The following is a 23,893-nucleotide window of genomic DNA, read 5'->3' as shown; positions in this document are numbered from 1 at the left end:
GTTAGTCCTGGCCCGCGTCGGCGGTCCCGTCCGGGGGCTCGGAGACCGGGGGCCCGGTGAAGGTGGGCTCGTCCGTCGGCTCCGGGTCGGTGGGCTCGGGGGGTGTCGTCGTGGTGGGGGGATCCGTGCTGGTCGGCGAGGTGGTGGTGGGATCGTCCGAGGTGGTCGTCTCGGTGTCGGTCTCCGTCTCCGTCTCGGTTTCCGTCTCGGTCTCGGTCTCCGTCTCGGTCTCCGTGGTCGTCGTCGCCTCGTCCTCGGTGGTCGGCGTCGGCGTGCGGGTCCACATCGTGTCGTCCCCCACGCCGGCGCGCTCCGGGAACTCCTCGACCGGCTCCCCGTCCATCGCCAGGCGCATGAACTCGCCCCAGATCTGCGCGGGGAAGGTGCCGCCGGTGATCTGGTCGAGGCCGGCGATGTCGTGCATCTCCTCGGTGCCGTCGCCCTTGTACATGCCGACCGTGGCCGTTAGTTGCGGGACGAACCCGTTGAACCAGGCGGAACGGTTGTTCTCACTCGTGCCGGACTTGCCCGCCGCGGGGCGTCCGAGGTCTCCCGCGGCGGTCCCGGAGCCCTCCGTGACCACGTGGGTCATCGCGTCGATCGCATCGGCGGTGACGTCCGGGTCGAAGGCCCGGGTGGTCTCGACGTCGACCTCGTAGTCGTAGTCGCCGTTGGTGCTGGTCACCGACTCCACGAGGTAGCCGTCGGCGTGCTCCCCCTCGGCGGCGATCGTGGAGTATGCCTCGGCCATCTGCACGACGGTCGGCGACGCCGGCCCCAGCACGTTGGACAACGAGGCGTCCAGCCCCGGGGTGTCCTCGGGCAGGCCCGCGGTGATCGCCGCGTCGCGGGTCGCCGCCGGACCGATCTGTTGGTTGAGCGCGACATACACCGTGTTGACCGAGTAGGCGGTCGCGGTCACCAGGTCGATCCGGCCGAACTGTTGGTTCCGGAAGTTGTTGACCTCGTAGGGCTCGGCCTGGCCCTCGATGGTGAAGTACTGCGGGGTGTAGCCGTCGAAGGTGGTGCGGGTGCTCACGTCCTCGTCGAGCGCGCCGAGCAGGGTGAAGACCTTGAACAGCGACCCGGCCTGCAGGTTCGCCCCGGTCGCGTCGTTGAGCTGGCGCTCGGCGTAGTCGGACCCACCGTACATCGCGGTGATCGCGCCGTCCCCCGGGCGCATCGCCACCAGCCCGACGTGCAGGTCCTCGCCCTCCGGGAGCAGCGACTCCACCGCCTCCTCGGCCGCCTCCTGGTGTCCCTGGTCGATCGTGGTGACGATCCGCAGACCGCCCCGGTCGATGTCGTCGTCGGCGATGTCCAGCCGCTGCACCAGCTCCTGGCGCACCTCGTCGGCGATGTAGCCCTCCACGCCGGTGTTGGCGGTGGTCTCCTCCGGGTCCTTGAGCTCGGGGAAGGTCACCCCGGCGGCCTCCTGGGCGGACAACCAGCCCTCCTGCACCATGCCGTCGATGACGTAGGCGAAGCGTTGCTCGGCCCGCTCCTGGTTGCCCTCGGCGTAGGCCGGGTCGAACAGCGAGGGTGCGTTGGTGACGGCGGCCAGGAATGCCCCCTCGGCGACCGTGAGGTCCTCGACGTTCTTGCCGAAGTAGGCCTGCGAGGCGGTCTGGATGCCGTAGGCGCCCCGGCCGTAGTAGATGACGTTGAGGTAGTTCTCCAGGATCTCGTCCTTGGACAGCTGGCGGTCGATCTTGATCGCGATCATCGCCTCCTCCACCTTGCGGGTGTAGGTCTGCTCGGAGGTGAGGAAGTAGTTCTTGACGTACTGCTGGGTGATCGTCGAGCCACCGGACGTGGTGTCCGAGGTCAGGTTGTTCCACAGCGCCCGGGCCGTGCCGGTGATCGAGACCCCCTGGTTCTCGTAGAAGTTGCGGTCCTCCGCGGCGATCATGGCGTGCTGGGCGGTCTCCGGGATGCGGTCCAGGGTGACCAGCTCCCGGTTGTGCCCGCCGGTGAACCGGGCCAGTTCGGTCTCGCCGTCGGCGTAGTAGATGATCGAGCTCTGCGACTCGGCGAACTCGTTCGGGGCCGGGATGTCGGTGCGGGAGTACAGCAGCAGGGTGGCGAGGAAGCCGACCACCACCACGGTGAAGCCGACCCAGAAGAGGCCGAACAGCACGCGCTGCCAACCGGGCCTGCGGCGTCTTCCCTTCTTGCGGGCGCTGCGGCTCCCGGCCCGGGGCCCGTCGGCCGACTTCGGCTTCTCCGATCGTCCGGTCACGCGACCATCATGCCGCCTCTGCCTGTGGGTGCGTCGTTACGGCGTGTTGGTTCGCGGCGCTATATCGGTGCGATATATTGAGGCGACGTATCGGACTGCTGTGAGGAGTGTGCGTGAGTAGGCGCACGGAGATGTTGGAGTTGGCCATCCTCGGCCTGCTGCACGACTCCCCCATGCACGGATACGAACTCCGCAAGCAGCTTCACCTGGTGATGGGGACGGTGCGGACCCTCTCCTACGGCACCCTCTACCCGCGGTTGCGCGAGCTCGTGCACCACGGCTGGATCCACGCCATGGAGGACACCTCGCTGCGTCGCCCGGGCAGCACCATCCCGGCCGGTCGACGCAACCGGATCACCTACGAGCTGACTGCGGAGGGCAAGGAACGCTTCGGCCGGCTCCTGGAGCAGGCCGGCCCCGCGGCGTGGGAGGACGGGACGTTCGACGTCCACTTCGCCTTCTTCGGCCGCACCAACTCAGACGTCCGACTGCGCATCCTGGAGGGGCGGCGCAGCCGGTTGGAGGAGCGGTTGGCCACCATCCGCGACTCCGGCAGCCCCGGCGGCGATGCCTACACCGCCGAGCTGCACCGCCACGGCCTCGAATCGGCCGAGCGTGAGGTGCGCTGGCTCGCCGGGCTCATCGAGTCCGAGCGCTCGGCGCACTTCCGTACCGCCCCGTCCCGGTTGGACAACATCACCGATCACAAGGAGTAACCCATGGGTTCTGTACGCGTCGCAATCGTCGGCGTCGGCAACTGCGCCAGCTCGCTGGTGCAGGGTGTCGAGTACTACCGTGCGGCCGACGCGACCGCGCAGGTCCCCGGCCTCATGCACGTCCAGTTCGGCCCCTACCACGTCAGCGACGTCGAGTTCGTGGCCGCCTTCGACGTGGATGCCAAGAAGGTCGGTTTCGACCTGGCCGAGGCGATCAACGCCAGCGAGAACAACACCATCAAGATCGCGGACGTGCCGCCCACCGGCGTCCTCGTCCAGCGGGGCCACACCCTGGACGGGCTGGGCCGCTACTACAAAGAGACGATCGAGGAGGCCGACGCCGAGCCGGTCGACGTGGTGCGGGCGCTGCGGGAGGCCGAGGTCGACGTCCTCGTCTCCTACCTGCCTGTGGGCTCGGAGGCGGCCGACAAGTTCTACGCCCAGTGCGCGATCGACGCGAACGTCGCCTTCGTCAACGCCCTCCCGGTGTTCATCGCCTCCGACCCGGAGTGGGCGCAGAAGTTCACCGACGCCGGTGTGCCGATCATCGGTGACGACATCAAGTCCCAGGTCGGCGCGACCATCACGCACCGCGTGATGGCCAAGCTGTTCGAGGACCGAGGCGTCGTGCTGGACCGCACCTACCAGCTGAACGTCGGCGGCAACATGGACTTCAAGAACATGCTCGAGCGGGAGCGGCTGGAGTCCAAGAAGGTGTCCAAGACCCAGGCGGTCACCTCCAACATCAGCCACGACCTCGGCGCCCGCAACGTGCACATCGGCCCGTCCGACTACGTGCAGTGGCTGGACGACCGCAAGTGGGCCTACGTCCGCCTCGAGGGCCGTGCCTTCGGCGACGTGCCGCTAAATCTGGAGTACAAGCTGGAGGTCTGGGACTCCCCGAACTCCGCCGGCATCATCATCGACGCTCTCCGCGCGGCGAAGATCGCCAAGGACCGCGGCGTCGGCGGCCCCATCCTGTCGGCCTCCTCCTACCTGATGAAGTCCCCGCCGCAGCAGCTGCCGGACGACCAGGGCCGCGCCCAGGTCGAGGCGTTCATCCGTGGTGAGGTCGAGCGCTGACCTGACCCCCACCGCACCCCCGCTGACCCGTCGCCGTTCACCGGCGGCGGGTCAGTGTCGTCTGCGGTCCGGTCCCTCGGTGGGGGAGGCGAAAGACCTGGTGAGAAGCCTTGTGGGACTTTGAGAATGACATAATTGTGATAATGAAGATATTACTTCTACCAGGCTCGGAGCCTAGGTGTTGGTCGGTAGTGTCGGGGCCGCTGCACAAGAACCCCACCAACACCATTGACCACTGCCGCCACGTCCCTTCCCATGGATCCGGCGGTCCGAAAGGCCCCTGCTGTGAAGTCGCTGGCGCACCCCCACCCCTCCCCGTCCGTGACGTCTCGACGGACCCTGGTGACCGCGGTGACCAGCGCCCTGGTCGCCTCCCTCGTGAGCGCCGCACCGGGCGCGCTGGCCGATCCGCTGGACCCCGCGGACCTGGCCGGTGACGACCACGGCCACGACCACCAGTCCCTGGGGGACTACGGCGACACCTTCGCCGAGGGCACGCACTACCTCGAGGCCGTGCAGCGGCCGGCCGACCCGTTCGTCGTAGGCCCGGAGGACGGTGCGTCCGCCGGGCCGGTCCTCCCGGTGGACGAACCGCTGGCCTGGGTCGGCTCCCCGCCGGACCCGGCCGACATCCCGGCCGAGTGGCTGGTGGAGCGGCCCGCCGAGGAGATCACGCCGTCCACCCCCGAGGAGTTGATGTCGGCCGACACCGGCTACCTCGCCCAGTTCGGCACCGACGCCGACACCACCGCGGTCCCCGCCCCGCCGACCAAATCGCTGCCCGGCACCCTGGACGCCGCGTCGCCGTGGCAGTACACCTACGCCTGCGACCCCAACAACAAGCCGGGCATGCTCGCCTTCGCGGCGCTGGTGAGCAGCCACTACAACCGCCCCTACTACTCGACCAGCCGCACCTGCCTGGCGGGCGACAACAGCCAGCACTACGAGGGCCGCGCCTTCGACTGGGCGATGAACGTCTACGACCCGGCGGACAAGGCCATCGGGGACTCCGTGGCACAGTGGCTCAGCGCCAACAACGGGGAGATGGCCCGCCGGTTCGGCGTCATGTCGATCATCTGGAACCGCAAGTCCTGGTACATGTACGACCCGGGCTCCTGGAAGGACTACACCGGGCCGAGCCCGCACACCGACCACCTGCACATCAGCTTCACCTGGGACGGGGCGATGAAGCGCACCTCGTGGTGGACCGGCACCCCCGTCACCACGATCGACCACGGCACCTGCCGGGTCTACGCCGGGCAGTATGCCCCGCGCTACACCGCGCGCCGCACCTCCCCGTGCCCGACCAACCTGCCCAACCCGCCGTACTCGCCCTACCCGGTCGTGCTGCCCAACGCGGTGAACAACTACGTCAAGATCGCCCAGCAACACCTCGGCTTCACCGGCGGGGACGTCGACGGGAGCTTCGGGCCGATCACGCTCGCGGCGCTGCTGGAGTACCAGGGTGACTACTCGGTCCCGGTGACCGGCGTCCTCGACAACGCGACCTGGGCCAAGATGCTCCAGGTCGGGATCCCGGACGACCCGCCCGCGAGCCCGCCGAAGACCCCGGTGAGCCGGGTGGCGGGGGCGAATCGCTACGCGACCGCCGCCAAGCTGTCCGCGACCTACCCGACGGGCAGGGTGGCCTACGTGACCACCGGCAAGGACTTCCCGGACGCCCTCGCGGCGTCGGCCCGCGCCGGGGCCACCAACAACCCGGTGCTGCTGACCCCGAAGACCGCCCTGCCGAAGGAGACCAAGACCGAGCTGACCAGACTCAAGCCCAGCTCGATCGTGGTCGTCGGCGGCTCCGAGGCCATCTCCGGCAGCGTGGTCAACCAGCTCAAGGGCTACACGGCCGGCTCCGTCACCCGGATCTCGGGGGAGAACCGCTACGCCACGGCCGGCGCGCTGGCCCGCAAGTTCGGCAGCAACGTGCCGGTGGTCTACGTCGCGACCGGTGACACCTACCCCGACGCGATGGGTGGGTCGGCCCGCGCGGCCTTCAACAACGGCCCCGTGCTGCTCACCCGGCAGGACAGCGTCCCCAGCGAGACGGTCAGCGCCATGCAGGCGATCAGGCCGCAGCGGGTGGTCGTGCTCGGTGGCGCGGAGGCGGTCAGTGACCCGGTCGCCAACCAGCTGAAGAACCTGACCGTCACCAAGAACCTGCAGCGGGTCTATGGGTCGGACCGCTACGAGACCGCGGCGGAGCTGGCCGCCTACTACCCGACGGGGCTGGACGTGGTCTACGTCTCCACCGGGCGGGACTATCCGGACGCGCTGTCCGGGTCGGCCCGGGCCGGCTTCACCGAGGGCCCGATGCTGCTCACCCGCACCGACAGCCTGCCCGATGCCACCCGCGCCGTGCTCAACGACCTGAAGCCGGGTGCGATCGTCGTGGTCGGCGGCAAGTCCGCGGTCTCCCAGAAGGTGCTCGACCAGCTCGCCGGCACCGGCTGACCGGACCGCCCCGGCTCAGGCCAGCAGCAGGACGGCCGAGGCCACCAGGGCGGCCAGGGCCACCAGCGACCCGGCCCGCTCCAGCAGGCGACTGTGCCGGGCTAGGAAGGCCTGCCAGCCCGGGGCGCCGAGGAGGACGTACTGCAGCACCGCCAGGCTCCGGCTCAGCCCGAAGACGGCGCCGAGCAGGACGGCATACGGCAGCGGGAGCACCGCGCAGAGCAGGAAGACGGCGGCGATGTAGGAGGCGGCCGAGGGCACCAGGGTGCGGAAGCCGCAGCCGTATTCCAGGCCGAACCGGAACCCGCCGCGCCCCATGCCGCGGTGGAAGACCTCCTGCGGGATGAGCTCCTTGCGCTGCGGCAGCCGCAGCACCGGCTGGACCAGGTCGAGCACGGCCAGCGCGAGGGCGGCCAGCACGAACAGCCCGAGGCGCAGGCCCGCGGTCAGCGGTGAGAGCAGGCCGGAGAACACCCCGAGGACGACCCCGGTGAAGGCGCCACCGACGGTGCAGCCGAGGGCGAAGGCCACCCACAGGCGGAGTTGGACGGAACGGCCCCGGACCGAGGCCACCAGCGACCAGGCGCTGTTCAGGCCTCAGGTGGAGCCGGACAGGGCCAACCCGGCCGCGACCACGCCCAGCATCGCCGGGGGTTGCCAGGGCAGGTCGCCCCCGGTGAGGAGGACGAGGACCAGGGCGATGGTCGCCACCCCGGTCGCGCCCAGCAGGACGAGGGGGTCGGCCGCCCAACGGCGCGCCGGCCCGACGGTGTGCTCGACCACGCGTTACATCGGCCAGGGGCAGATGGACTTGCTGCAGGAGCCGCCGGCGCTGCAGGTCCACCCGTCGGAGCAGCGGTAGGTGTAGCCGTCGCTGAAGTTCCAGTGCCAGGAGTCGTAGGTGCTGTTCCAGCAGTCGTCCGGCCGGTGCGTGTAGTAGCCGGTCGAGCCGGGGGCGCTCTTGTGCCAGCCGACCAGGTTGCCGGCGCCGTTGCGGTACTTCCAGCAGCAGGACTTGGTGGTGCACATCGGGGACGGGCCGCACTGGATGCCGCGCTCGGTGTGGTCCCGCGCATAGGTGGCGCACGGCCCGGTCGCGGTGTTGGTCCAGTCCTGCCAGTACGCGGCCTGCGCGGAGTCGGTCGCCCGGTTCACCAGCACCAGGGAGCTCAGCCCGACGGCGGCCCCGGCCCCCAGCACGGAGCCGAGGAAGGTGCGGCGCGTCGGACGGGGCCGCAGCCGCTTGCGCAGCCGCGCCTCGTCGGCCGTCGGCAGGTCCTCGAACCGGATCGTCGGGCGGCTGCCCGGGGTGTTGCTCATGGTGACTCCTCGGTGAGCGTCATGGATCCTCGGGTATGCCGGAGCCAGCCGGCCAGGTCGGTGTCCTCCTGCGGCAGGAGGGCGGCCACGATCGTGCCGCTGGCATCGAGCGCGACCAGGTAGGGGGTCACCGGCACGTGCAGCTGGTCCAGCAGCGGGCGGCCCTGCGGGATGCACCGGCCGGTGCCGGCCAAGGCCGCCTCGGCCGGCTCGCAGCTGCCGGTGGACACGGCCACGACCGCGACCGAGCCGGCGGCGACGTCCGGCGCCGCGGCGAGCCCCTGGAGCGTCTGGGTGCAGGACGGGCAGCCGGGGGACACGAATGCCACCACCGTGCGGTGCGCCTGCGGGTCCGGCAGCGCGGCGAGCTCCCCGTGCGGCGGCAGCCGGAAGCCGACGAGGTCCCGGGTGCTGCGGGCGGTGCCCCCGCCGGGCGGGGCGCCCGTGGGTTGCCCGTCCCCGCCGAGCCGACGGTTGCTGAGCAGCATGACCTGGCGGAGCATCCCGGCGAAGCCGAGGGCGAGCAGCACGATGGCGACCCAGGCCAGGATCACGGCGGAGGTCAGGAAGCTCACCGGGCACCACCCGCCGCCAGGTCGGTGAGGGTCAGGTCGGCCGGCACCTCGCGGGCGGCCGGCAGCAGCGCGGTGGCCACGGCGAGGGTGAGCGCGGCCGCGACCGTGACGACGACCTCGGGCGTCGGCCGGGTGGTGAACGTCCACCCTCCCGCGGTGAGCGCGGCGACGGCGGCGAAGCCGGCGAGCAGCCCGGCCCGCGCCACGCTCACCGGCCCGACCGAGGCCTCCCCGACCCCGCAGGCGCAGGGCACACCGGGCTCGGGCCGGGTCCGCAGCACCCCCAGGAGGTAGGCCGTGAAGCCGGCGAACAGCAGGGCGGCGCCGGCGCCGCCGAGCCGGGTGAGCAGCACCGGGTCACCGGGCCCGGCGATCGCCCACAGCGCCACGGCCCCGAGCGTCAGCTCGGCCACCGGCAGCAGGACCGACACCGGTCGGTGCAGCGCGGCCGGGAGGACGTCGTGCACCAGCAGACCGGACCGCAGGGCCACCGGGTGGCGCAGGTGGCCGGCGGCGGAGGCCAGCAGGACCAGCGCCACGGCACCCAGCAGGGCGGGGGACAGCACGCTCATCGCGGGCTCATCCCAGCTCCGTGGTGACACCGGACAGGACCGTGGCCACCAGGTCGACGTCGCCCTGGTTGCCGGGGATGCCGTAGCTGACGAAGTCGGTGGCCTCGAGCACGGCATACGCGTGCCGTTCCTCCGTCGAGGATCGGGTGAGCCAGCCGCCGGGCACCTCCATGCCGGCCCCGTCGCGGGCGATGTCACCGGTGCGGGTGCGCCGGACGTCGAGCAGGAAGCCCTGGCCCTCGCTCAGGTCCACCACCTGGGCGACGGTGTGCGTGCGGTACTGCGACCACGTCACCGACCCGGACAGCTCAAGCGTCGGTCCGTCCTCGTGCGGCCGGAAGGTGACGCCGGCCAGGTAGCTGGTGAGCGTCTCGATGTCCATGGTCGGCACGGTGAAGCCGTAGACGTGGTGCTCGCCCACGGCGACCGCGAAGACGAACCCGGAGGCCGGGTCGGCGCCGTGCCGGCCGTAGCGCAGCGCGCTGCCGTCCCGCAGGGTGACCTCGTCGGTGAGCTGGCTGCCGGAGATGGAGAGGTAGAACTCCAGGTCGGCGGCGGTGCCGGAGTTGACCTCCAGCTCGTGGTCGTCCAGCGACAGCACGCTGATCGCGGTGGAGCCCGGGAGTGCCGCGGCGTCCGGGACCTGCAGTGTCAGCAGGTCACCGTTGAGGAGTCGGCGGTTCTTGCGCATGGTGTCGGTCAGCCTCTTCGTCTGGTCGGGTCCGGCCGGGTCAGTTGTGGACGACGGCGCCGAGCTGGTCACGGACCAGCGGGCTGACCGAGCCCTGCCCGCCGATGACCACCCCCGCGTTGGCGTCGGCCTTGGAGATCTGGTTGCGGACCGTGCTGGGCAGCTCCGCGTAGCGGGTGAGGAGGACCGGCACCCCCTGGCTGCCCGCGACGGCGGCACCGGAGAGCGCGTCCGGGAAGTCCTGGCCGGTGGCCACGAACACCCGGGGCAGCCCGGTCGGGAACCCGCGCGCGATCAGCGCCGAGGTGGCGTAGCGGTCGGAGCCGGCGATCCGGTCGACGGTGCCGCTGCGGGTGTAGCCGCGCAGCTGTCCGATCTGGTCCTCCGGCACCGCGCTGGTGCCGCCGAGCACGACGATCTTGCCGGGGTTGATCCGCTCGAGCTGCTCGGCGACCACGGCAGGGATGCCGTCCGGACTGGTGTAGAGCACCGGGACGTCCAACCGGCCGGCCAGCGCACCGCCGGCCAACGCGTCCGGGTAGTCCCGCCCGGTCGCGATGTAGACCCGGTCCAGGCCGTCCGGGTAGAGCGCGGCGATGGCCGCCGAGGTCTGGTAGCGGTCGGCCCCGGACAACCGGGTGACCTCGCCGCTGCGGGCGAACCGCTCGGCCGACTTCAGCACCGCGTCGTTGACCGCGGACTTGCCGCCCAGCACCACGATGCGGTCCGGGTTCAACCGGGTCAGCTCGGCCTGGACGCTGCCCGGGATGCCGGTCTTCTTGACCAGCAGCACCGGGCTGTCGGTCGTGGCGGCGAGCGCCGCGCCGGTCAGCGCGTCGGGGAACGAGGTGCCGCTGGCCAGGTAGGCGACGTCGACGTCGGCCTTGAGCAGGCCCGAGATCGCCGCCGAGGTGGCGTAGCGGTCCGACCCGCTGTAGCGGGTGGTGTTGTTCTTGCTGCAGGTGTAGATCTGGATGTTCTCCAGCCACCAGGTCTGGCTCTTCCCTGAGGCCCGTTTGTGCTCGAACCAGGGTCCGAGTCGGCCGTCCTCGTCGTCCGTGGCGGCGGTGATGTCGTAGACCAGGCCGCGCCAGGACGAGCCCATCGGGACCTGCTTCTGCACCGAGTTGACGTTGGCGCGGGCCAGGGTGCTGGCGGCGTTGCCCTTGGTGGCGAAGGCCAGCATCGTCTGGGCGCCGACCGGCGCGGTCGCCCAGTCGGTGAACATCCAGTCGGTCGGGTCGTTGCCGTCGACGTCGGAGCGGGCGGACACGCCGTGCAGGCCACCCTGGGCGCGGTAGAAGCCGTTGTTGAACTGGTTCTGCGGGATGCCGGTGTTGAACCGCTCGGTCAGTCGGCTGCTCGCCCGGGTGGTGCCCTCCGGGCACGGGGCCGTGCCGGCCAGCCCCGCGTCCCACCGGACCTCGCTCCGGGAGGCCTGCGGTGCGGACTCCGCGGGATCGACCGGGTCGGCGGACCCCGGGCTGAGCGCGAACGCCCCGATCAGGACGGCGAACAGGCCCCCGGCCAGCACCCTGCTGTGTCTCATGAAACTCGTGCCCCTCGGCAGACAGTGGTAGGCGTAAGACGCTATCGGAGGACCCCCACGTTGCATAGGACCGCGGGAAATCTGCCGCTGCGGTGGCCGTCGGCACCGGCCCCGTCCCCCCGGGGATGCCAGACTGCCCACGTGGGACGGACGAGTCGGCAGGACGCAGGGGAGCGCACCGTGCTCCTGCTGGCCTCGCGTGCCTCCGCCTTCCGCTCCGGCCTGCCGTGGCAGGACGCGAAGCTCACCGTCCGGCTCCGCGGAGGCTGCCCGGAGCCGGTCGGGGATGTCGGCTACCCGGTCCGCGAGCTGCGCCCGGCACCGGCCGGGGGAAGGGCGGCGCTGCGGGCCACCGTGGTCCGCGCCGCGGCCGCCGTCACGGCCCGGCGCGCCGGGCTGGACCCCGACTGGTTGTGGACCCTGAAGCGGGACCGCACGCTGCACCGGATGCTGCGCGGCGCCGACCTCGTGGTCAGCCTCGACGAGGACACCGACCGGGCGCTGGGGCTCGTGCCGGAGCTGTACGAGGGGACCCCCCTCGTCCCGTATGCCGAGCACCCGCGGCTGCGGGAGGGGGCCCGGGCGCTCGCGGACCTGGTCTCGGAGCTCTGGGAGTTCGTGACGGCCCGCCCGGAGCGGCGTCCCGCGGAGGAGGCTGAGGTGGCGTCCCTCCGGGCGCTGGCCCGGCGGGCCGGCGCGGCCGGGGTCCCGCCGGTCCTGCTGCCGACCGGGGACCTGGCCGACGCGCTGCGCTGGCTGCCCTCGGTGCTCGGGCCCCTGGAGGCCGCGCACCTGGTGCTCACCGTGGTGGACGCCCTCGGCCCCTGGGCCCGGCTGCGCGAGTCCCCGGAGGTGGGCACCACAGGCCTGGCTGCACTGCGGGCCAACGCGCTGCTCTGGGTGGTCGAGCACGATGCGCAGGCCCCGGACGACGCCGAGTTGGCCGAGGCGGTGCAGGCCGCGCTGACCGGCGCGGACCGGGCGCTCGCCGACGGGGACCGGCTCGGTGCGCGGCACCGGCTGGCCGACGCGCTGGGGGTGACCTTCCACCGGGAACGACACGCGGAGACGCTGAGCAGTCCCCTGGTCGAGGACACCGCGGACTTCCTGCGCCCGCTGTGGTCCAGCGCGACGATGCGCGAACTGGTCGGCGGCGGGAGCCGACCCGTGGTGACGCCGGGCAAGCGCGGTGGCGGCCGCCCCCGGGTGCTCGTCCTCGGGGGGGCCTACGGCACCTTCCACCCCCCGGTCGTGGCGGCCCTCTCGGAGGTGGCCTCCGTGCAGGTGCGGGGTCCCCGGCAGATCGCCCGGTTCCTGGGGCAGCGGTTGCCCGACCCGCAGGTGCTGGAGGCGCTGGCGGTGCTCCGGGGCTGCGGGCCGGCGGCCGACGAGCCGGACCCGTGGGGGGCGCACGCGCTGGACAAGGAGATCCGCGACGCGCTGGTGCCGCGACTGCGCCGGACCGACGCGGTCTTCTCCGACTGGGCGGACCGGCTCACCGTGTGGGCCTCGCACCTCGTCCCCCGCGGCGTGCGCTTCGTGATCCGGATCCACAGCCTCGACGCGCTCGACCCCTGGTTCCACCTGGTCGACTGGACGGCCGTCGACCAGGTGCTCGTGGTGAGCGAGCCGCTCCGGTCCCTGGTGGTCCGGTTGTTGGGGGCGATCGGTGCCGAGGTGCCGGTGGACGTGGTGGACAACCTGGCCGCCCTGGCCGAGGTCGACCGGCCCAAGGGGGAGGAGGCCCGCACCACGCTGGGGATGATCGGCTGGGGGCGGCGGGTCAAGGACCCCCTGTGGGCCTTGGACCTGTTGGCCCGCGAGCCCTCCTGGCGGATGGTGTTCATCGGTGCCGACCTGGGGCACGGCTTCTCCGGAAGGTCCGTCACCTACAACGACGAGGTCCGCCGGCGCCTGCTCGACCCCGCGATCGGGGACCGCGTCGAGTTCGTCGGGTGGACCGACGACATCGCCCGGCACCTCCGGCGGGTCGGGGTCATCCTCAGCACCAGCAGGCGGGAGTCCTGGCACCTGGGACTGGTCGAGGGGGCGGCCTCCGGTGCCGTGCCGGTGGTCCGGCAGTGGCCGCTCCTGGCATCCCTGGGCGGGGCCCGCGCACTGTTCCCCCCGGACTGGGTCGTCACGGACCTGGCCGAGGCGGAGGCCAGGGTCCGCGCGGTCACCGACCCCGCCGCGTGGGAGGACGCCCGACGCCGCGCGCAGGTCGAGGCGGTGGGGCTGTTCGACCCGGCACGGGCCGCGGAGCGCTACCGCGAACTCATCCTGGGGCCGCTGCTGCCCGGGTGAGCCGGTCCAGCACCAACATGGCTGCTGTCGGGTGCTCCGCCGGGCTCCGGTATGCCGTGGGCCGCGCATCCAGGTCCGACCCGTCCCGGGCGATCACCCAGGTCGGAGGCACCTGCGGGTGGTCCAGCAGCAGGCCGGCCGGGTAGGGCGCGACCAACCCGCCCGACGGGTCCGGTTTGGCGGGTCCGTCCGCCAGGACCAGCAGGTCCGCGGCCAGCGCCCGCTCCAGGCCCTCCCGGGTGCGGGTCCGCGCCGGTTCGAGCACGGTCAGCGAGACCGATCTGCGGACCCGTTCCGGGGACAGCTCCAGGGCGGCCTCCAGCACCCAGGTCGCGATGCCCTCGTCCTGCTCGCAGAGCACCAGGTCCAGCGGGCCGTCGCCGAGATCGTCCGGTCGCGCACGCGTCAGGTCGGGCCACGGCGAGCCGTGCCACACGGTGTGCCCGGCCGCGGGGTTGGTGCTGGCCCGGCGGTAGGTCTCGGCCAGCCGCTCGGAGCCGCACACCACCTCGTCGGCCAGGGCGCCGATCAGCAGCTCGGCCCACTCGGCCGGGTGCTTGTCCGGCAGTTCCACGCCGTGCCCGGCGGCGGCCGCGCGGATCGACTCGTGGACCGGTCCGGTCAGGGGCCCGGGGCGACGTCCGTGCCGTCGCGCCGGGGCCACGAGGTGCGCCTGCCAGGTGGTGTCGGGGTGGAGCATCTTCTGGCTCGCGGCCACCAGGTGGGCCCACGGGTCACCGGGCCCGCTGCAGACCAGCCCGTAGTCCCAGTCCCCGGACACCCACGCCCCGATCCGGGCCCAGGCACCCGTGACCTGGTCGTCGACGGTGCCCGTCGGGAGCGCGTGCGAGCGGGCGGGCGAGGCGGTCGGGACGGGCGTGGTCGGGTCACCGGGGGACGGCGCGGGGCCGGTGATCAGGTCCAGCGGGGACCCGCCCGCGACCTGCGCGACCCGGGCGGCGGCCTGGAGCGGCACGGACCCCGCGACGGGGGGCCACAGCGGACAGAGGGCGAGCACTCTCACGATCGTGAGACTATTGCCTGCCGTGACCACGAGTGATCCCCGACCCCAGGACGTGACGGGGTCGCGGTTCCGCCGGGACGTGGAGGGGCTGCGGGCCCTGGCGGTGATCCTGGTGCTGCTGCACCACACCGGGCTGGCGGTGCCCAGCGGCGGGTTCCTCGGCGTCGACGTCTTCTTCGTGGTCTCCGGGTTCGTGATCACCATGCAGTTGCTGCGCGAGGTGGACGCGGAGGGACGGGTCAGCCTGCTGCGGTTCTACGGCCGGCGCGCCAAACGGCTGCTGCCCGCCGCGGCCGTCGTCCTCGTGGTCACCGCGGTCGCCGCGTGGCTGATGGTGTCGCGGGTCCGCTGGGAGAGCATCGCCGGGGACATCGCGGCGTCCGCCCTCTACGTCGTGAACTGGGTCTTCGCGGCGCGCTCCGTGGACTACCTGGCCGAGGACGTCGACCCCTCACCGGTGTTGCACTTCTGGTCGCTGGCGGTCGAGGAGCAGTTCTACATCGTCTGGCCGCTGGTGATCCTCGGCCTGGTCTGGCTGGCCCGCCGTCGCCAGCGGCGGATCCGGGACCGGGCGGTGCGCAGCGGGTTGCACCGCAGCGTGTCCGACCGGCCTGGTCGGGCGGCCCTGGCGCTGGGCATGGCCGGGTTGATCGTGCTGCCGTCGCTGGCCTGGTCGCTCTACTACACCGCGCAGAGTCCCGAGCAGGCCTTCTTCGTCACGCCCACCCGGCTGTGGGAGCTCGGTGTGGGGGCGCTGGTTGCCATCGGCGCGGGGGCCTGGGAGCGCTGCTGGCAGTGGGTGGGCGGCCTGCTCGGGTGGGTCGGGCTGGCCGCCGTCATCGGGTCGGCGCTCGTCGTGGACACCGGCACCGCCTGGCCGGGGTGGGCGGCCCTGGTGCCGGTCCTGGGCACCGCCGCCGTCATCGTGGGCGGGTTCAACGCCGCGCCGTGGGGTCCGTTGGCGGTGCTCGGGCTGGGGCCGGCCGTCTGGGTCGGCGGGCTGTCCTACTCGCTCTACCTGTGGCACTGGCCGGCGCTGCGGATCGCCGAGTGGCAGTGGGGGGAGCTGACGCCGTGGGCGGGTCTGGCCGTGGTGTTGGCCTCGGTGCTGCCGGCCTGGCTGAGCTACCGGTTGGTCGAGCGGCCGATCCGGTATGCCGAGGGGTTGCGCACCTCGCCGCGGTTCGCCCTCTCCGTGGGCCTGAACGCCAGCCTGGCCGGGCTGCTCTCCGGGGTCCTGCTGGGACTGGCCGCGGCCTCCTCGGTCCCGTCGCCGGGGACCGCGCAGGTGCAGCCGGGCAACCTCGACGGGTCCGGCCGGGGCACGACCGGGAGCGCCGTCCTGGGGGCCGAGCTCGGCTCGTCCGGGCCGGGTGACCCGGGTGGCGGCACGGCGGGTGGGGACGTGGAGGCGGACCCGGGACCCGTCCCGCCGTCGGCCGAGGACGTCGCCAGCGAGCCGCTGGTGGACCAGTTGACGCCGGACCCGGTCGTCGCGGTCGAGGACGGCCCGCCGCAGCTGGAGGGGTGCCTGTTGGCCGCGGACGAGGTGGACCTGCGGGACTGCACGGCCGGTGACCCGGACGGGGACACCGACATCGCCCTGGTCGGGGACTCGAAGGCGGGCCAGTGGCTGCCGGCGCTGGACGCGATCGGGCGGGAGAACGGCTGGCGGATCCGGGTCTACACCAAGAGCGCCTGCGCCTTCACCGACGCGATGACCTCCAGCCAGGGGGAGCCCTACGAGACCTGCCGCGAGTGGGGGCAGGCGGTCTTCGAGGAGCTGTCCGGGCCCGCGCGGCCCGACGTGCTGATCACCTCCTCGGTGCGCGGGACCGCCCGGGGAGCGGACGACGCGGACACGGCCAACGGCATCGTCGAGGGGTTCGTCGGCTACTGGCAGCCGCTGATCGACGGGGGGACCACCGTGGTCGCCCTGTCGGACACGCCCCAGCCGGGGGGTATCGGCCCGGTGTACGAGTGCGTGGCGGAGCACCCGGAGGACTTCGAGCTGGCCTGCTCCTGGCCGTATGAGACCAGCGCCGGGTCGACGGTGCTGCGCGAGGCGGTCGACCGGATCCCGCAGGGGGCGCACTTCGTCGACATGGACCCGTGGGTGTGCCCGGACGGCACCTGCATCGGGGTCTACCGCAACGTCCTCACCTACCGCGCGGGCTCCCACATCACCGCGACCTACGTGATGGTGCTGGCCGAGCCGCTCGCCGAGTTCCTGGTGCCGCTCATCGAGGACCCGGAGGTCTCCCGCCGCTGACGGGGCGGACCAGGCCGGGCGCCGCCTGCGCGAGCTCCTCCCGGCCGCCCTCGTCCAGGTGTGCCGCCGGCGCCCACGTGGGCCGCACCCCCCACCACCGGGCGCAGGCGTCCGACACCGCGAGCAGGTCGAGGGGCAGGCCCGTGTCGTCCGGGATGACCATGTCCGGCGTCACCCGCACCTCCACCGACTCCACGGCCAGCCGGCACGGCTGGGCGGTGGACAGCAGCAACACCCGCGGGTCGAGCACCACCAGGTGCCCGACGGTGACCTGCTCGACCCGGCTGAGCGGGACCAGCTGCTGGTCGGCCACCATCCGGGCGAACCACTCGGGGTGCATCTCCGGGCGTTCCGGGTCCTCGGGGTGTGGCACCTCCAGGTGCCACAGGCCGGTCCGGCCGTCGGGCTCGTCCTGGGCAGGGTCCGGGACGGGGCGGTCGGCGGGCGCCGCCGAGAAGTCGTCCAGGTACGCCAGGTCGACACGGTCCCAGGTGGGGGCGTTGTCCAGACCACGCAGCCAGGCCCGGGGCACCGGGAACGGCGGCTCCGCGGTCCCCTGGGTGGTGCCGGCGCCGGGGGTGGCCGCTTCCTGGTCGGCCAACGCCGCGTGCCAGGCCCGGTAGGACCCGCGGAAGACCAGGCGGTCCGGAGTCGTCCACTGGTAGGTGAAGTCGCCCCGGGACAGCGTGCCGGTGCGCAGCCGGGTTACCGCCAACGGCGACTTGGTGCTCCGGACCGGGCCGGCCAGCGTGGCGATCCGCTCCGCATACTCGGAGTCGGCCCCCTTGCGGATGGGGGCGAACGGCCCGATCCGGTCGAAGACCTCGCGCCGCACCATCAGGCTGGAGGCGTTGGACCGGACCGCGCGGTAGCCGAACCACTGGTGGGTGAGGTCGTCCATCGCGCGGACCGCGTGGCTGATGCTGGCCGGCGCCGAGGGATCCGTCAGCAGCAGCTGCGCCTGCTGCTCGATGCGCTGCGGGTGGGACCAGTCGTCGGCGTCCTGGAAGGTGATCAGCTCACCCTTGGCCACCCCCAGCGCCGCGTTGCGCGCCAGGTAGCTCCCGCCGTTGCGGTCCACCGACACCAGCGCGGCCCGGTCGTCGCTGGCGACCGCCTTAGCGAACAGGTCGGCATACTCCGGGCCGGAGGCGTCGTCCACGACCAGGATCTCCAGGTTGTCCCAGGTCTGCGCGCTGATCGAGGCGATCGAGCCGAGCAGGCCCTCGTCCGGTTGGTAGCACGGCATGATCACCGTCACCAGCGGCCCGTCGGACGCCTCCGGCGCGGCCGGGACCGGATCGGTGCAGAGCCGGTCGAAGAGGTGCTCGGGCTCGGTGCCCGCCTCCCGGGCCCAGGAGGGTGTGCCGACCCGCAGCGGGGCGAGCCCGGCCTTCGTGAACGGGGCGGACAGCCGCTGCTCCCACGCGGTGTGGGCCTCGTCAGAGGGGTGCCCGCCGGTCAGGTAGGGGTGGGCGAGGTCGGTCTCCAGGAAGCGGCGGATGGTCGGTGGCAGCTTGCGCAGCGCCGGCAGTAGGGAGCGCAGCTCCTCGTGCCGCCCGGTCAGGAAGAAGACCTGGGCGGCTGCCTGGTGGTGTGGTGCGGGCAGCTGGCGGAACCGGTCGTGCTCCCACATCCGGTGGTAGAGCGTGGCGGCCGCCCGCAGGTCGGCCTCGTCCCGGCCCAGGCCGGACCAGGCCAGCGCCAGGCCGGCAGCGGCCCGGAAGTTGCGGCGGCGGGCACAGATGGCGGGGGCCGGGAGGTCGGGGTCGAGCTCCGCCAGCAGGCTCAGCGCCGCGGCGTCGGAGCGGCCCTCCGTCGCGGCGAGCGCGAGCGCGTCCAGCACCAGGGGAGACTTGGTGCGCAGCGCCAGGTGGGCCAGCCCGTCCGGGTGTTTCGCGGTGGCGGAGTGCCAGATCCGCCACGTGGTCCAGAAATCCGGTCGGTCGTCGAGCCGCACCCGGGGCACCTTGCGGGAGGTCGTGTCGCCGTCGCCGCGGGTCGTCCTCGCCACTGCTGCCTGCCTCCCTGTCCGTCCCCGCCCGGGATCGCCCGGCCCCGGGCGTCGTGGGTCGGTGCGCCGTGATTACGCGTTACGATACGGGCTGGACGAGCGGTCCGGTGCCAGCCACGCGAGCCGCACCGCAGACGGAGGAAGGGACACCGGGTGAGGTCCAAGTACCTGCTCGCGGGGGCGGGGGTCGCCGCAGTACTTTCGATCATCGGACTCGTCGGCTCCCTCCTCGAACTGTGGTGGCTGGTCGTGCTGGCGGGGATGGCCCTGCTCAGCGCCACCCTCCTGGTCGCCCTCGACGCCGACCGGCGGGTCCGGTCGCTGCGGCCCTACATCCGCGGTGAGGTGGTGCGCTCGAGCCGGGCCCCGAAGGCTCCCAAGCCCGCCGCGACGCAGAGCCCGGCCGTGTCCGAGGTCGACATCGTGGGGGCGGTCAAGGTGTTGCAGGCCCAGTACGTCGGGCGGATGGACCGGCTGCAGACCTCCCTCGACGAGGCCGTGGCCCTGGTCCGTGACGAGCGTGCGGCGACTCCGCCCCGATCCGACCAGCAGGCGTGAGCGAGCCCCGCGTCCGCCCCGTCCTCGCGACCCGGTTGCAGGTGGCCCGGGACCACGCCCGGTTCACCGAGCAGGACCCGAACGTCTTTGTGTCGACGGCGCTGCGCACCAAGTCGGTCCACTCCCGCGAGATCCTCGCCGAACTCGCTTGGCCGGGACACACCCCCGAGGACCTGACCCGCTGGCTCACCGGCGGTGACCCCTGGCCGGTGCTCGGGCCGGACATGGCGGCCGGGTGGGTCGCCAGCTACGGCCAGGTGCTGGCGCTGCAGACCGGTCTCCCGGAGGAGCGGGCCCAGGGACGGGCGGCCCTGGAAGCCGTCCACGCGACGGGGGTGCTGGCCGAGCTGCGCCCCCGGTGCCTCGAGCTACTGCTGCAGCTGCGGGTGGCCGACCGGGACCGGACGGCCGCCCTCGACCTGGTGGGTCACGAGGCGATCCGGCCACCCATGGCTGCCGCCGTCGCCGCCGACCTCACCAACCCGGCGCTGTTCCCCGGAGACGGACTGGACGAGCGGGAGTGGCTGGCCACACTGCATACGGCCCTGGAGGGCGGCGACCTGGCCCCGCTCTCGCTGGAGCCGCAACCGGAGGGGGAGGACCTCCCGCCGTTCGACCGGCTGACCTGCCCCGACCTGGAGCCGGTGCCCACACCCGCCCGGGTCACCGTGTTGATGAGCACCTTCCGGCCCGGCCCACCGCTGCTCACCGCGGTGCGCTCGCTGGCCCGCCAGACCTGGACGGACCTGGAGATCCTGGTTATCGACGACGCCTCGGGGGAGGACTACCGGTCGGTGCTGGACCGGGCGGCGGCGCTCGATCCGCGGGTGCGGGTGATCCGCAAGACGGTCAACGGCGGGACCTACCGGGCCCGCAACACCGGGATGCGTCAGGCCACCGGCCGGTTCCTGACCGTGCTCGACTCCGATGACTGGCTGCACCCGCAGGCCATCGAGCGCAGCGTGCAGCTGCTGCTCGCCAAGCCCGGCCTGATGGCCACCCGCGGGCAGGGGGTCCGGGTCAGCGAGGACCTGGAGCTGAACCGCCCCGGCTACCTGCCGCGGGTCACCTCCGCCCCGTCGCTGATGATCCGGGTCGACCCGGTCGTGGACCGGATCGGCTACTTCGACCCGACCAGCAAGAGCGCCGACACCGAGTACGCCACCCGCATCGCCGCCGCCTTCGGTGGCCGGGTGCGGGACATCCCGGCGGTGATGACCTTCCTGCGGGGCGGGGACACGCTGTCCTCCAGTGAGTTCTCCCGCGGGTGGCGGCACGGTGCCCGGCACGCCTACAAGTGCGCCTACCGGCCCTGGCACCAACGGATCAAGGCCGGGGAGACCCAGCCGTTCCTGGACCCCACCGGACCGCGGCTGTTCCCCGAGCCGCGCCGCTGGGCCAAGCCCGCCGCGCCCGACCTCGCCCCGCCGCCGCACTTCGACCTGTGCCTGGCCGGTGACTGGCGCCGGTTCGGGGGCCCGCAGCGCTCCATGCTCGAGGAACTCGCCGCGGCCCGGGCTGCCGGGCTGCGGGTGTGCGTGATGCACCTGGAGGCGTTCCGGTTCATGACTACCAAGGACGACCCGCTGTGCGCGGCCATCCTGGAGCTGGTCAACAACGGGGAGGTGGAGTGGATCCACCCCGACGACGACGTGGACATCGACGTCCTGCTGATCCGCTACCCGCCGATCCTGCAGTACCCCCCGGCGCGCGGGCGCTCGGTCGTGCGGGCCCGGCAGGTGCTGATCATGGCCAACCAGGCACCGCTGGAGCCGGACGGGAGCGACCAGCGCTACGTGGTCTCGGACGTCACCGAACGCACCCGGGAACTCTTTGGCCGTGAGCCGCTGTGGGTGCCGCAGGGACCGACAATCCGCCGGGTGCTGCGCGAGCAGGACCCCGACGTCCGGATGACCACCTGGGACAACCTCGGCCTGATCGACCCCACCCAGTGGCAGGTGCGCGACCGGGGGACTCCGACCATCGGGGAGGGACCGGTGGTGATCGGTCGCTACTCGCGCGACGACGTCCTCAAGTTCGCCCCCACGCTGGCCGAGATCCGCCGCGGCTACACCTTCGGCCGGGGCTACGAGATCCGGATGATGGGGGCCCGGAGCACCCTGCGGCGGCTGGCCGCGGACGAGGGGTTGGGGCTGGAGGACCTGCCCGAGGAATGGGTCGTCATGCGGCACAAGCAGATCGAGGTCACCGAGTTCCTGGCGGGGCTGGACTTCTTCCTCTACCTGGACAACCCGCACATGCACGAGGCGTTCGGGCGGACCCTGCTCGAGGCGGCGGCGAGCGGGGTGTTGACCATCGCGCACCCGAAGCACCGGGACACCTTCGGCGAGGTGCTCGACTACGCCCTGCCGGGGGAGGCACAGGCGCTGATCGCCCGCTACGTCGCCGACCCGGAGGCATACGCCGAGCGGGTCACCCGGACCCAGCGCCTGGTCGCCGAACAGTTCGGGCACCAGCGGTTCGTCGCGCGGCTCGCCGAGCTCGCCGCCGACCGGGGCGAGCCTGTCGACCGCCCCGACCCGGTGACCGAGACCGGTCCCCGGGAGCCCGCCGGTGGCCCCCTCGACCTGCGGGTGCGACCGGCCGTGCAGAGCCCGGCTCGCGCCACGGGTCCGGTGGAGGTGCAGGTGGCCGACGGGCCCTGGGAGCTCCGCACCGTACCGATCCGCTCGGTCGCCGACGCCGAGCAGCTCGACCTGCTCGCGGTGGTCCACCAGGCGGGTGCGCAGGAGCAGGTCCGGAGCTGGTTGCGCGAGGGGTTGGCGGACTTCGGTCCGGACGGCACGCAGGGGGTGACCGAGCGCCTGTTGGCGCAGGTCCCCCCGTCCGTGCCCGTGGTCCTCAGCGTCCGGGAGGGCGTGGCCGAGCTGCTCTGGGACGAGCCCGGGGACACCCCGGCGACACTGGATCCTCCCGCGCGGACCGTGCCGACGGACCTGCCGGCACCGCAGGGCTGGCGCTCCGTGGCGTGGGTCGCCCGGACCGGCCCGGTCGCCCTGCGGGTTCCGGCCGCGGCCGGGGCAGGCAGCGCCCAGTCGTTGCCCGCGGGCTAGCGGCCCTCAGTCGCTACCCCGCGAGGTAGTCGCGCAGCGCGGCGGCCTGGTCGGTCGGCCGATATCCGGTCTCCTCGATCCGCCCCAGGTGCAGCGTGCTGACGGCGGGTCGTGGCGCGGTCTCACCGGTCCGACCGGACAGGTAGTCCGCGGTGCTGACGGGAGTGACGTCGCCCGGGTCGCGTCCCTCGTGCTCGAAGACGGCACCGGCCAGCTCGGCCCAGCTGGTGGGTGTCCCCGAGCAGGTGACGTTGTAGGTGCCGAACGGCGCGTCGCCGGCCAACAGGTGGGCGGTGGCGCGGGCCAGTTCGGTGGTGAAGGTCAGCCGACCGACCTGGTCGTCCACCACGGTGGGGCGCACCCCGTCCCGGGCCAGCCGTTGCATGGTGCGCACGAAGTTGGCGCCCTCCCCGACCACCCACGAGGTGCGCACCAGGTAGTGGCGCGGCAGGGTGCCGACCGCCAGGTCACCGGCCAACTTGGACTGCCCGTAGACGCCCAGCGGGGCGACCGGGTCCTCCTCCAGGTAGGCGCCGTCAGGTCCACTACCGCCGGTGCCGTCGAAGACGTAGTCCGAGGAGTAGTGCACCAGCGTCGCGCGCTGCTCGGCGACCCGGCGGACCAGGGCGGCCACACCGGTGGCATTCGCCGCCCAGGCCGCGGCCCGACCCTGCGCCGTCTGCGCGGCGTCCACGGCCGTGTAGGCGGCGGCGTTCAGCACGGTCCCGCCGCGCGGCACGTCCAGCGCGGCGACCGAGGAGGGGTCGGCCAGGTCGCACTCGGCGCGGCCGAGCACCCGGGCCTGCGGGAACTGCGCGGCCAGCGCCTTCCCGAGCTGCCCGGTGCCGCCGAGGATCACCACGCCCGGCGGGCGTACCGCCCTGACGTCCGCCAGGGACGGGTGGCCCAGGTCCTTCTCCGAGCGGACCGCCTGCTCCAGCGGGATGGGCCAGGGGACGGCGACCGTCGGGTCCCCGAGGTTCAGGTTGGTGTAGGCGGCGTCGGCCGACCAGTGGTCGTTGACCAGGTAGGAGTAGGTGGTGTCCGGGACCAGGGTCTGGTAGGAGTTGCCGACCCCGCGCGGCACGAAGACCGCGGTGTCCTCGGTGAGCTCCTCGGTGTGGACCGCGCCGTAGCTGGGGCCCTCCCGCAGGTCGACCCAGGCGCCGAAGGCCCGACCGGAGGCCACCGAGACGAACTTGTCCCACGGCTCGGCGTGGATCCCGCGGGTGGTGCCCCGGGCGGCGTTGTAGGCCAGCGAGTGCTGCACCGGGGTGAAGTCCGGCAGCCCCTCGGCGACCATCTTGGCGCGCTGCCAGTTCTCCCGGAACCAGCCACGGGAGTCCCCGTGCACCGGCATGGTGACGACCAGCAGCCCCGGGATCGCGGTGCTGCGGACGCTCAGCTCGGGTCCCCGTGCCGGCATGGTG

The 23,893-nt window shown here is 72.8% G+C and carries 18 protein-coding genes; 7 read left to right on the top strand and 11 right to left on the bottom strand.

Annotated elements, in window-relative coordinates:
• Position 1 precedes the first annotated feature (1 nt).
• The gene (locus FB467_RS02445) at positions 2-2,242 is read right to left on the bottom strand and encodes a transglycosylase domain-containing protein (RefSeq protein WP_141783681.1); all 2,241 of its coding nucleotides are present in this window, start codon (positions 2,240-2,242) and stop codon (positions 2-4) included.
• A 113-nt stretch (positions 2,243-2,355) separates the two neighbouring features.
• On the opposite strand from FB467_RS02445, the gene FB467_RS02440 reads away from it, so the two are divergent.
• The 3 genes from FB467_RS02440 to FB467_RS02430 all read left to right on the top strand — a co-directional run bounded on the left by FB467_RS02440 (position 2,356) and on the right by FB467_RS02430 (position 6,507).
• The gene (locus FB467_RS02440; RefSeq protein ID WP_141783680.1) at positions 2,356-2,958 is read left to right on the top strand and encodes a PadR family transcriptional regulator; all 603 of its coding nucleotides are present in this window, start codon (positions 2,356-2,358) and stop codon (positions 2,956-2,958) included.
• A gap of 3 nt (positions 2,959-2,961) precedes the next feature.
• On the top strand, positions 2,962-4,041 hold the full coding sequence (locus FB467_RS02435; protein ID WP_141783679.1) for an inositol-3-phosphate synthase: 1,080 nt from the start codon (positions 2,962-2,964) through the stop codon (positions 4,039-4,041).
• Positions 4,042-4,362: 321 nt separating this feature from the next.
• A complete protein-coding gene (locus FB467_RS02430; RefSeq protein WP_141783678.1) occupies positions 4,363-6,507 on the top strand; it encodes a cell wall-binding repeat-containing protein in 2,145 nt (714 codons plus the stop codon).
• A gap of 15 nt (positions 6,508-6,522) precedes the next feature.
• Here the strand turns inward: FB467_RS02430 and FB467_RS18390 are convergent, their stop codons facing one another.
• From FB467_RS18390 to FB467_RS02395, 7 genes are all read right to left on the bottom strand, one after another.
• Positions 6,523-7,038 carry a hypothetical protein gene (locus tag FB467_RS18390; protein ID WP_153390358.1) on the bottom strand — a complete coding sequence of 172 codons (516 nt, stop codon included), beginning with the start codon at positions 7,036-7,038 and terminating at the stop codon, positions 6,523-6,525.
• A gap of 66 nt (positions 7,039-7,104) precedes the next feature.
• Entirely contained in the window at positions 7,105-7,290 is a 186-nt protein-coding gene (locus FB467_RS02420) for a hypothetical protein (protein ID WP_141783677.1), read from the bottom strand.
• 3 nt (positions 7,291-7,293) lie between these two features.
• Entirely contained in the window at positions 7,294-7,827 is a 534-nt protein-coding gene (locus FB467_RS02415) for a hypothetical protein (RefSeq protein WP_141783676.1), read from the bottom strand.
• Positions 7,824-8,402: a hypothetical protein gene (locus FB467_RS02410; protein WP_141783675.1), complete on the bottom strand. Its 579-nt coding sequence runs from the start codon at positions 8,400-8,402 to the stop codon at positions 7,824-7,826. The genes FB467_RS02415 and FB467_RS02410 overlap by 4 nt, the downstream gene beginning before the upstream one ends.
• Complete coding sequence (locus FB467_RS02405) at positions 8,399-8,974, bottom strand: MauE/DoxX family redox-associated membrane protein (RefSeq protein WP_141783674.1); 576 nt, start codon at positions 8,972-8,974, stop codon at positions 8,399-8,401. Before FB467_RS02405 ends, FB467_RS02410 begins: the two co-directional genes overlap by 4 nt.
• Before the next feature lie 7 nt (positions 8,975-8,981).
• Positions 8,982-9,665 (bottom strand): hypothetical protein, encoded by a 684-nt coding sequence (locus tag FB467_RS02400; RefSeq protein WP_141783673.1) that lies wholly within the window; start codon positions 9,663-9,665, stop codon positions 8,982-8,984.
• A gap of 40 nt (positions 9,666-9,705) precedes the next feature.
• Positions 9,706-11,214 (bottom strand): cell wall-binding repeat-containing protein, encoded by a 1,509-nt coding sequence (locus FB467_RS02395; RefSeq protein WP_170230526.1) that lies wholly within the window; start codon positions 11,212-11,214, stop codon positions 9,706-9,708.
• Between the two features lie 141 nt (positions 11,215-11,355).
• On the opposite strand from FB467_RS02395, the gene FB467_RS02390 reads away from it, so the two are divergent.
• A complete protein-coding gene (locus FB467_RS02390; RefSeq protein ID WP_141783671.1) occupies positions 11,356-13,521 on the top strand; it encodes a glycosyltransferase family protein in 2,166 nt (721 codons plus the stop codon).
• Here the strand turns inward: FB467_RS02390 and FB467_RS02385 are convergent.
• Positions 13,493-14,545, bottom strand: coding sequence for a hypothetical protein (locus FB467_RS02385; protein WP_141783670.1), 1,053 nt, complete (start codon positions 14,543-14,545; stop codon positions 13,493-13,495). The two genes, FB467_RS02390 and FB467_RS02385, sit on opposite strands and share 29 nt — an antisense overlap.
• Positions 14,546-14,567: 22 nt before the next feature.
• Between FB467_RS02385 and FB467_RS02380 the strand changes: the two genes are divergently transcribed.
• Entirely contained in the window at positions 14,568-16,817 is a 2,250-nt protein-coding gene (locus tag FB467_RS02380) for an acyltransferase family protein (protein WP_141783669.1), read from the top strand.
• On the opposite strand, the gene FB467_RS02375 is transcribed toward FB467_RS02380, so the two are convergent.
• Entirely contained in the window at positions 16,786-18,831 is a 2,046-nt protein-coding gene (locus FB467_RS02375; RefSeq protein ID WP_141783668.1) for a glycosyltransferase family A protein, read from the bottom strand. The two genes, FB467_RS02380 and FB467_RS02375, sit on opposite strands and share 32 nt — an antisense overlap.
• Positions 18,832-18,984: 153 nt before the next feature.
• On the opposite strand from FB467_RS02375, the gene FB467_RS02370 reads away from it, so the two are divergent.
• A complete protein-coding gene (locus tag FB467_RS02370; protein WP_141783667.1) occupies positions 18,985-19,389 on the top strand; it encodes a hypothetical protein in 405 nt (134 codons plus the stop codon).
• Positions 19,386-22,463: a glycosyltransferase gene (locus FB467_RS02365; protein ID WP_141783666.1), complete on the top strand. Its 3,078-nt coding sequence runs from the start codon at positions 19,386-19,388 to the stop codon at positions 22,461-22,463. Before FB467_RS02370 ends, FB467_RS02365 begins: the two co-directional genes overlap by 4 nt.
• Before the next feature lie 13 nt (positions 22,464-22,476).
• Here FB467_RS02365 and FB467_RS02360 read toward each other — a convergent pair whose 3' ends face one another.
• Entirely contained in the window at positions 22,477-23,889 is a 1,413-nt protein-coding gene (locus FB467_RS02360; protein ID WP_141783665.1) for a sugar nucleotide-binding protein, read from the bottom strand.
• Between the last annotated feature and the right edge of the window lie 4 nt (positions 23,890-23,893).

It is taken from the genome of Ornithinicoccus hortensis, assembly GCF_006716185.1.
Taxonomy (GTDB): domain Bacteria; phylum Actinomycetota; class Actinomycetes; order Actinomycetales; family Dermatophilaceae; genus Ornithinicoccus; species Ornithinicoccus hortensis.
Note: the sequence above shows the minus strand (reverse complement) of the source record. Positions and strands in the feature narration are given on the sequence as shown.

What these genes read in the sequence shown, in the direction of transcription:
- FB467_RS02435 (WP_141783679.1), top strand. Translation starts at nt 2,962, where the DNA reads ATGGGTTCTGTACGCGTCGCAATCGTCGGCGTCGGCAACTGCGCCAGC.
- FB467_RS02415 (WP_141783676.1), bottom strand. Translation starts at nt 7,827, where the DNA reads ATGAGCAACACCCCGGGCAGCCGCCCGACGATCCGGTTCGAGGACCTG.
- FB467_RS02405 (WP_141783674.1), bottom strand. Translation starts at nt 8,974, where the DNA reads ATGAGCGTGCTGTCCCCCGCCCTGCTGGGTGCCGTGGCGCTGGTCCTG.
- FB467_RS02400 (WP_141783673.1), bottom strand. Translation starts at nt 9,665, where the DNA reads ATGCGCAAGAACCGCCGACTCCTCAACGGTGACCTGCTGACACTGCAG.
- FB467_RS02395 (WP_170230526.1), bottom strand. Translation starts at nt 11,214, where the DNA reads ATGAGACACAGCAGGGTGCTGGCCGGGGGCCTGTTCGCCGTCCTGATC.
- FB467_RS02360 (WP_141783665.1), bottom strand. Translation starts at nt 23,889, where the DNA reads ATGCCGGCACGGGGACCCGAGCTGAGCGTCCGCAGCACCGCGATCCCG.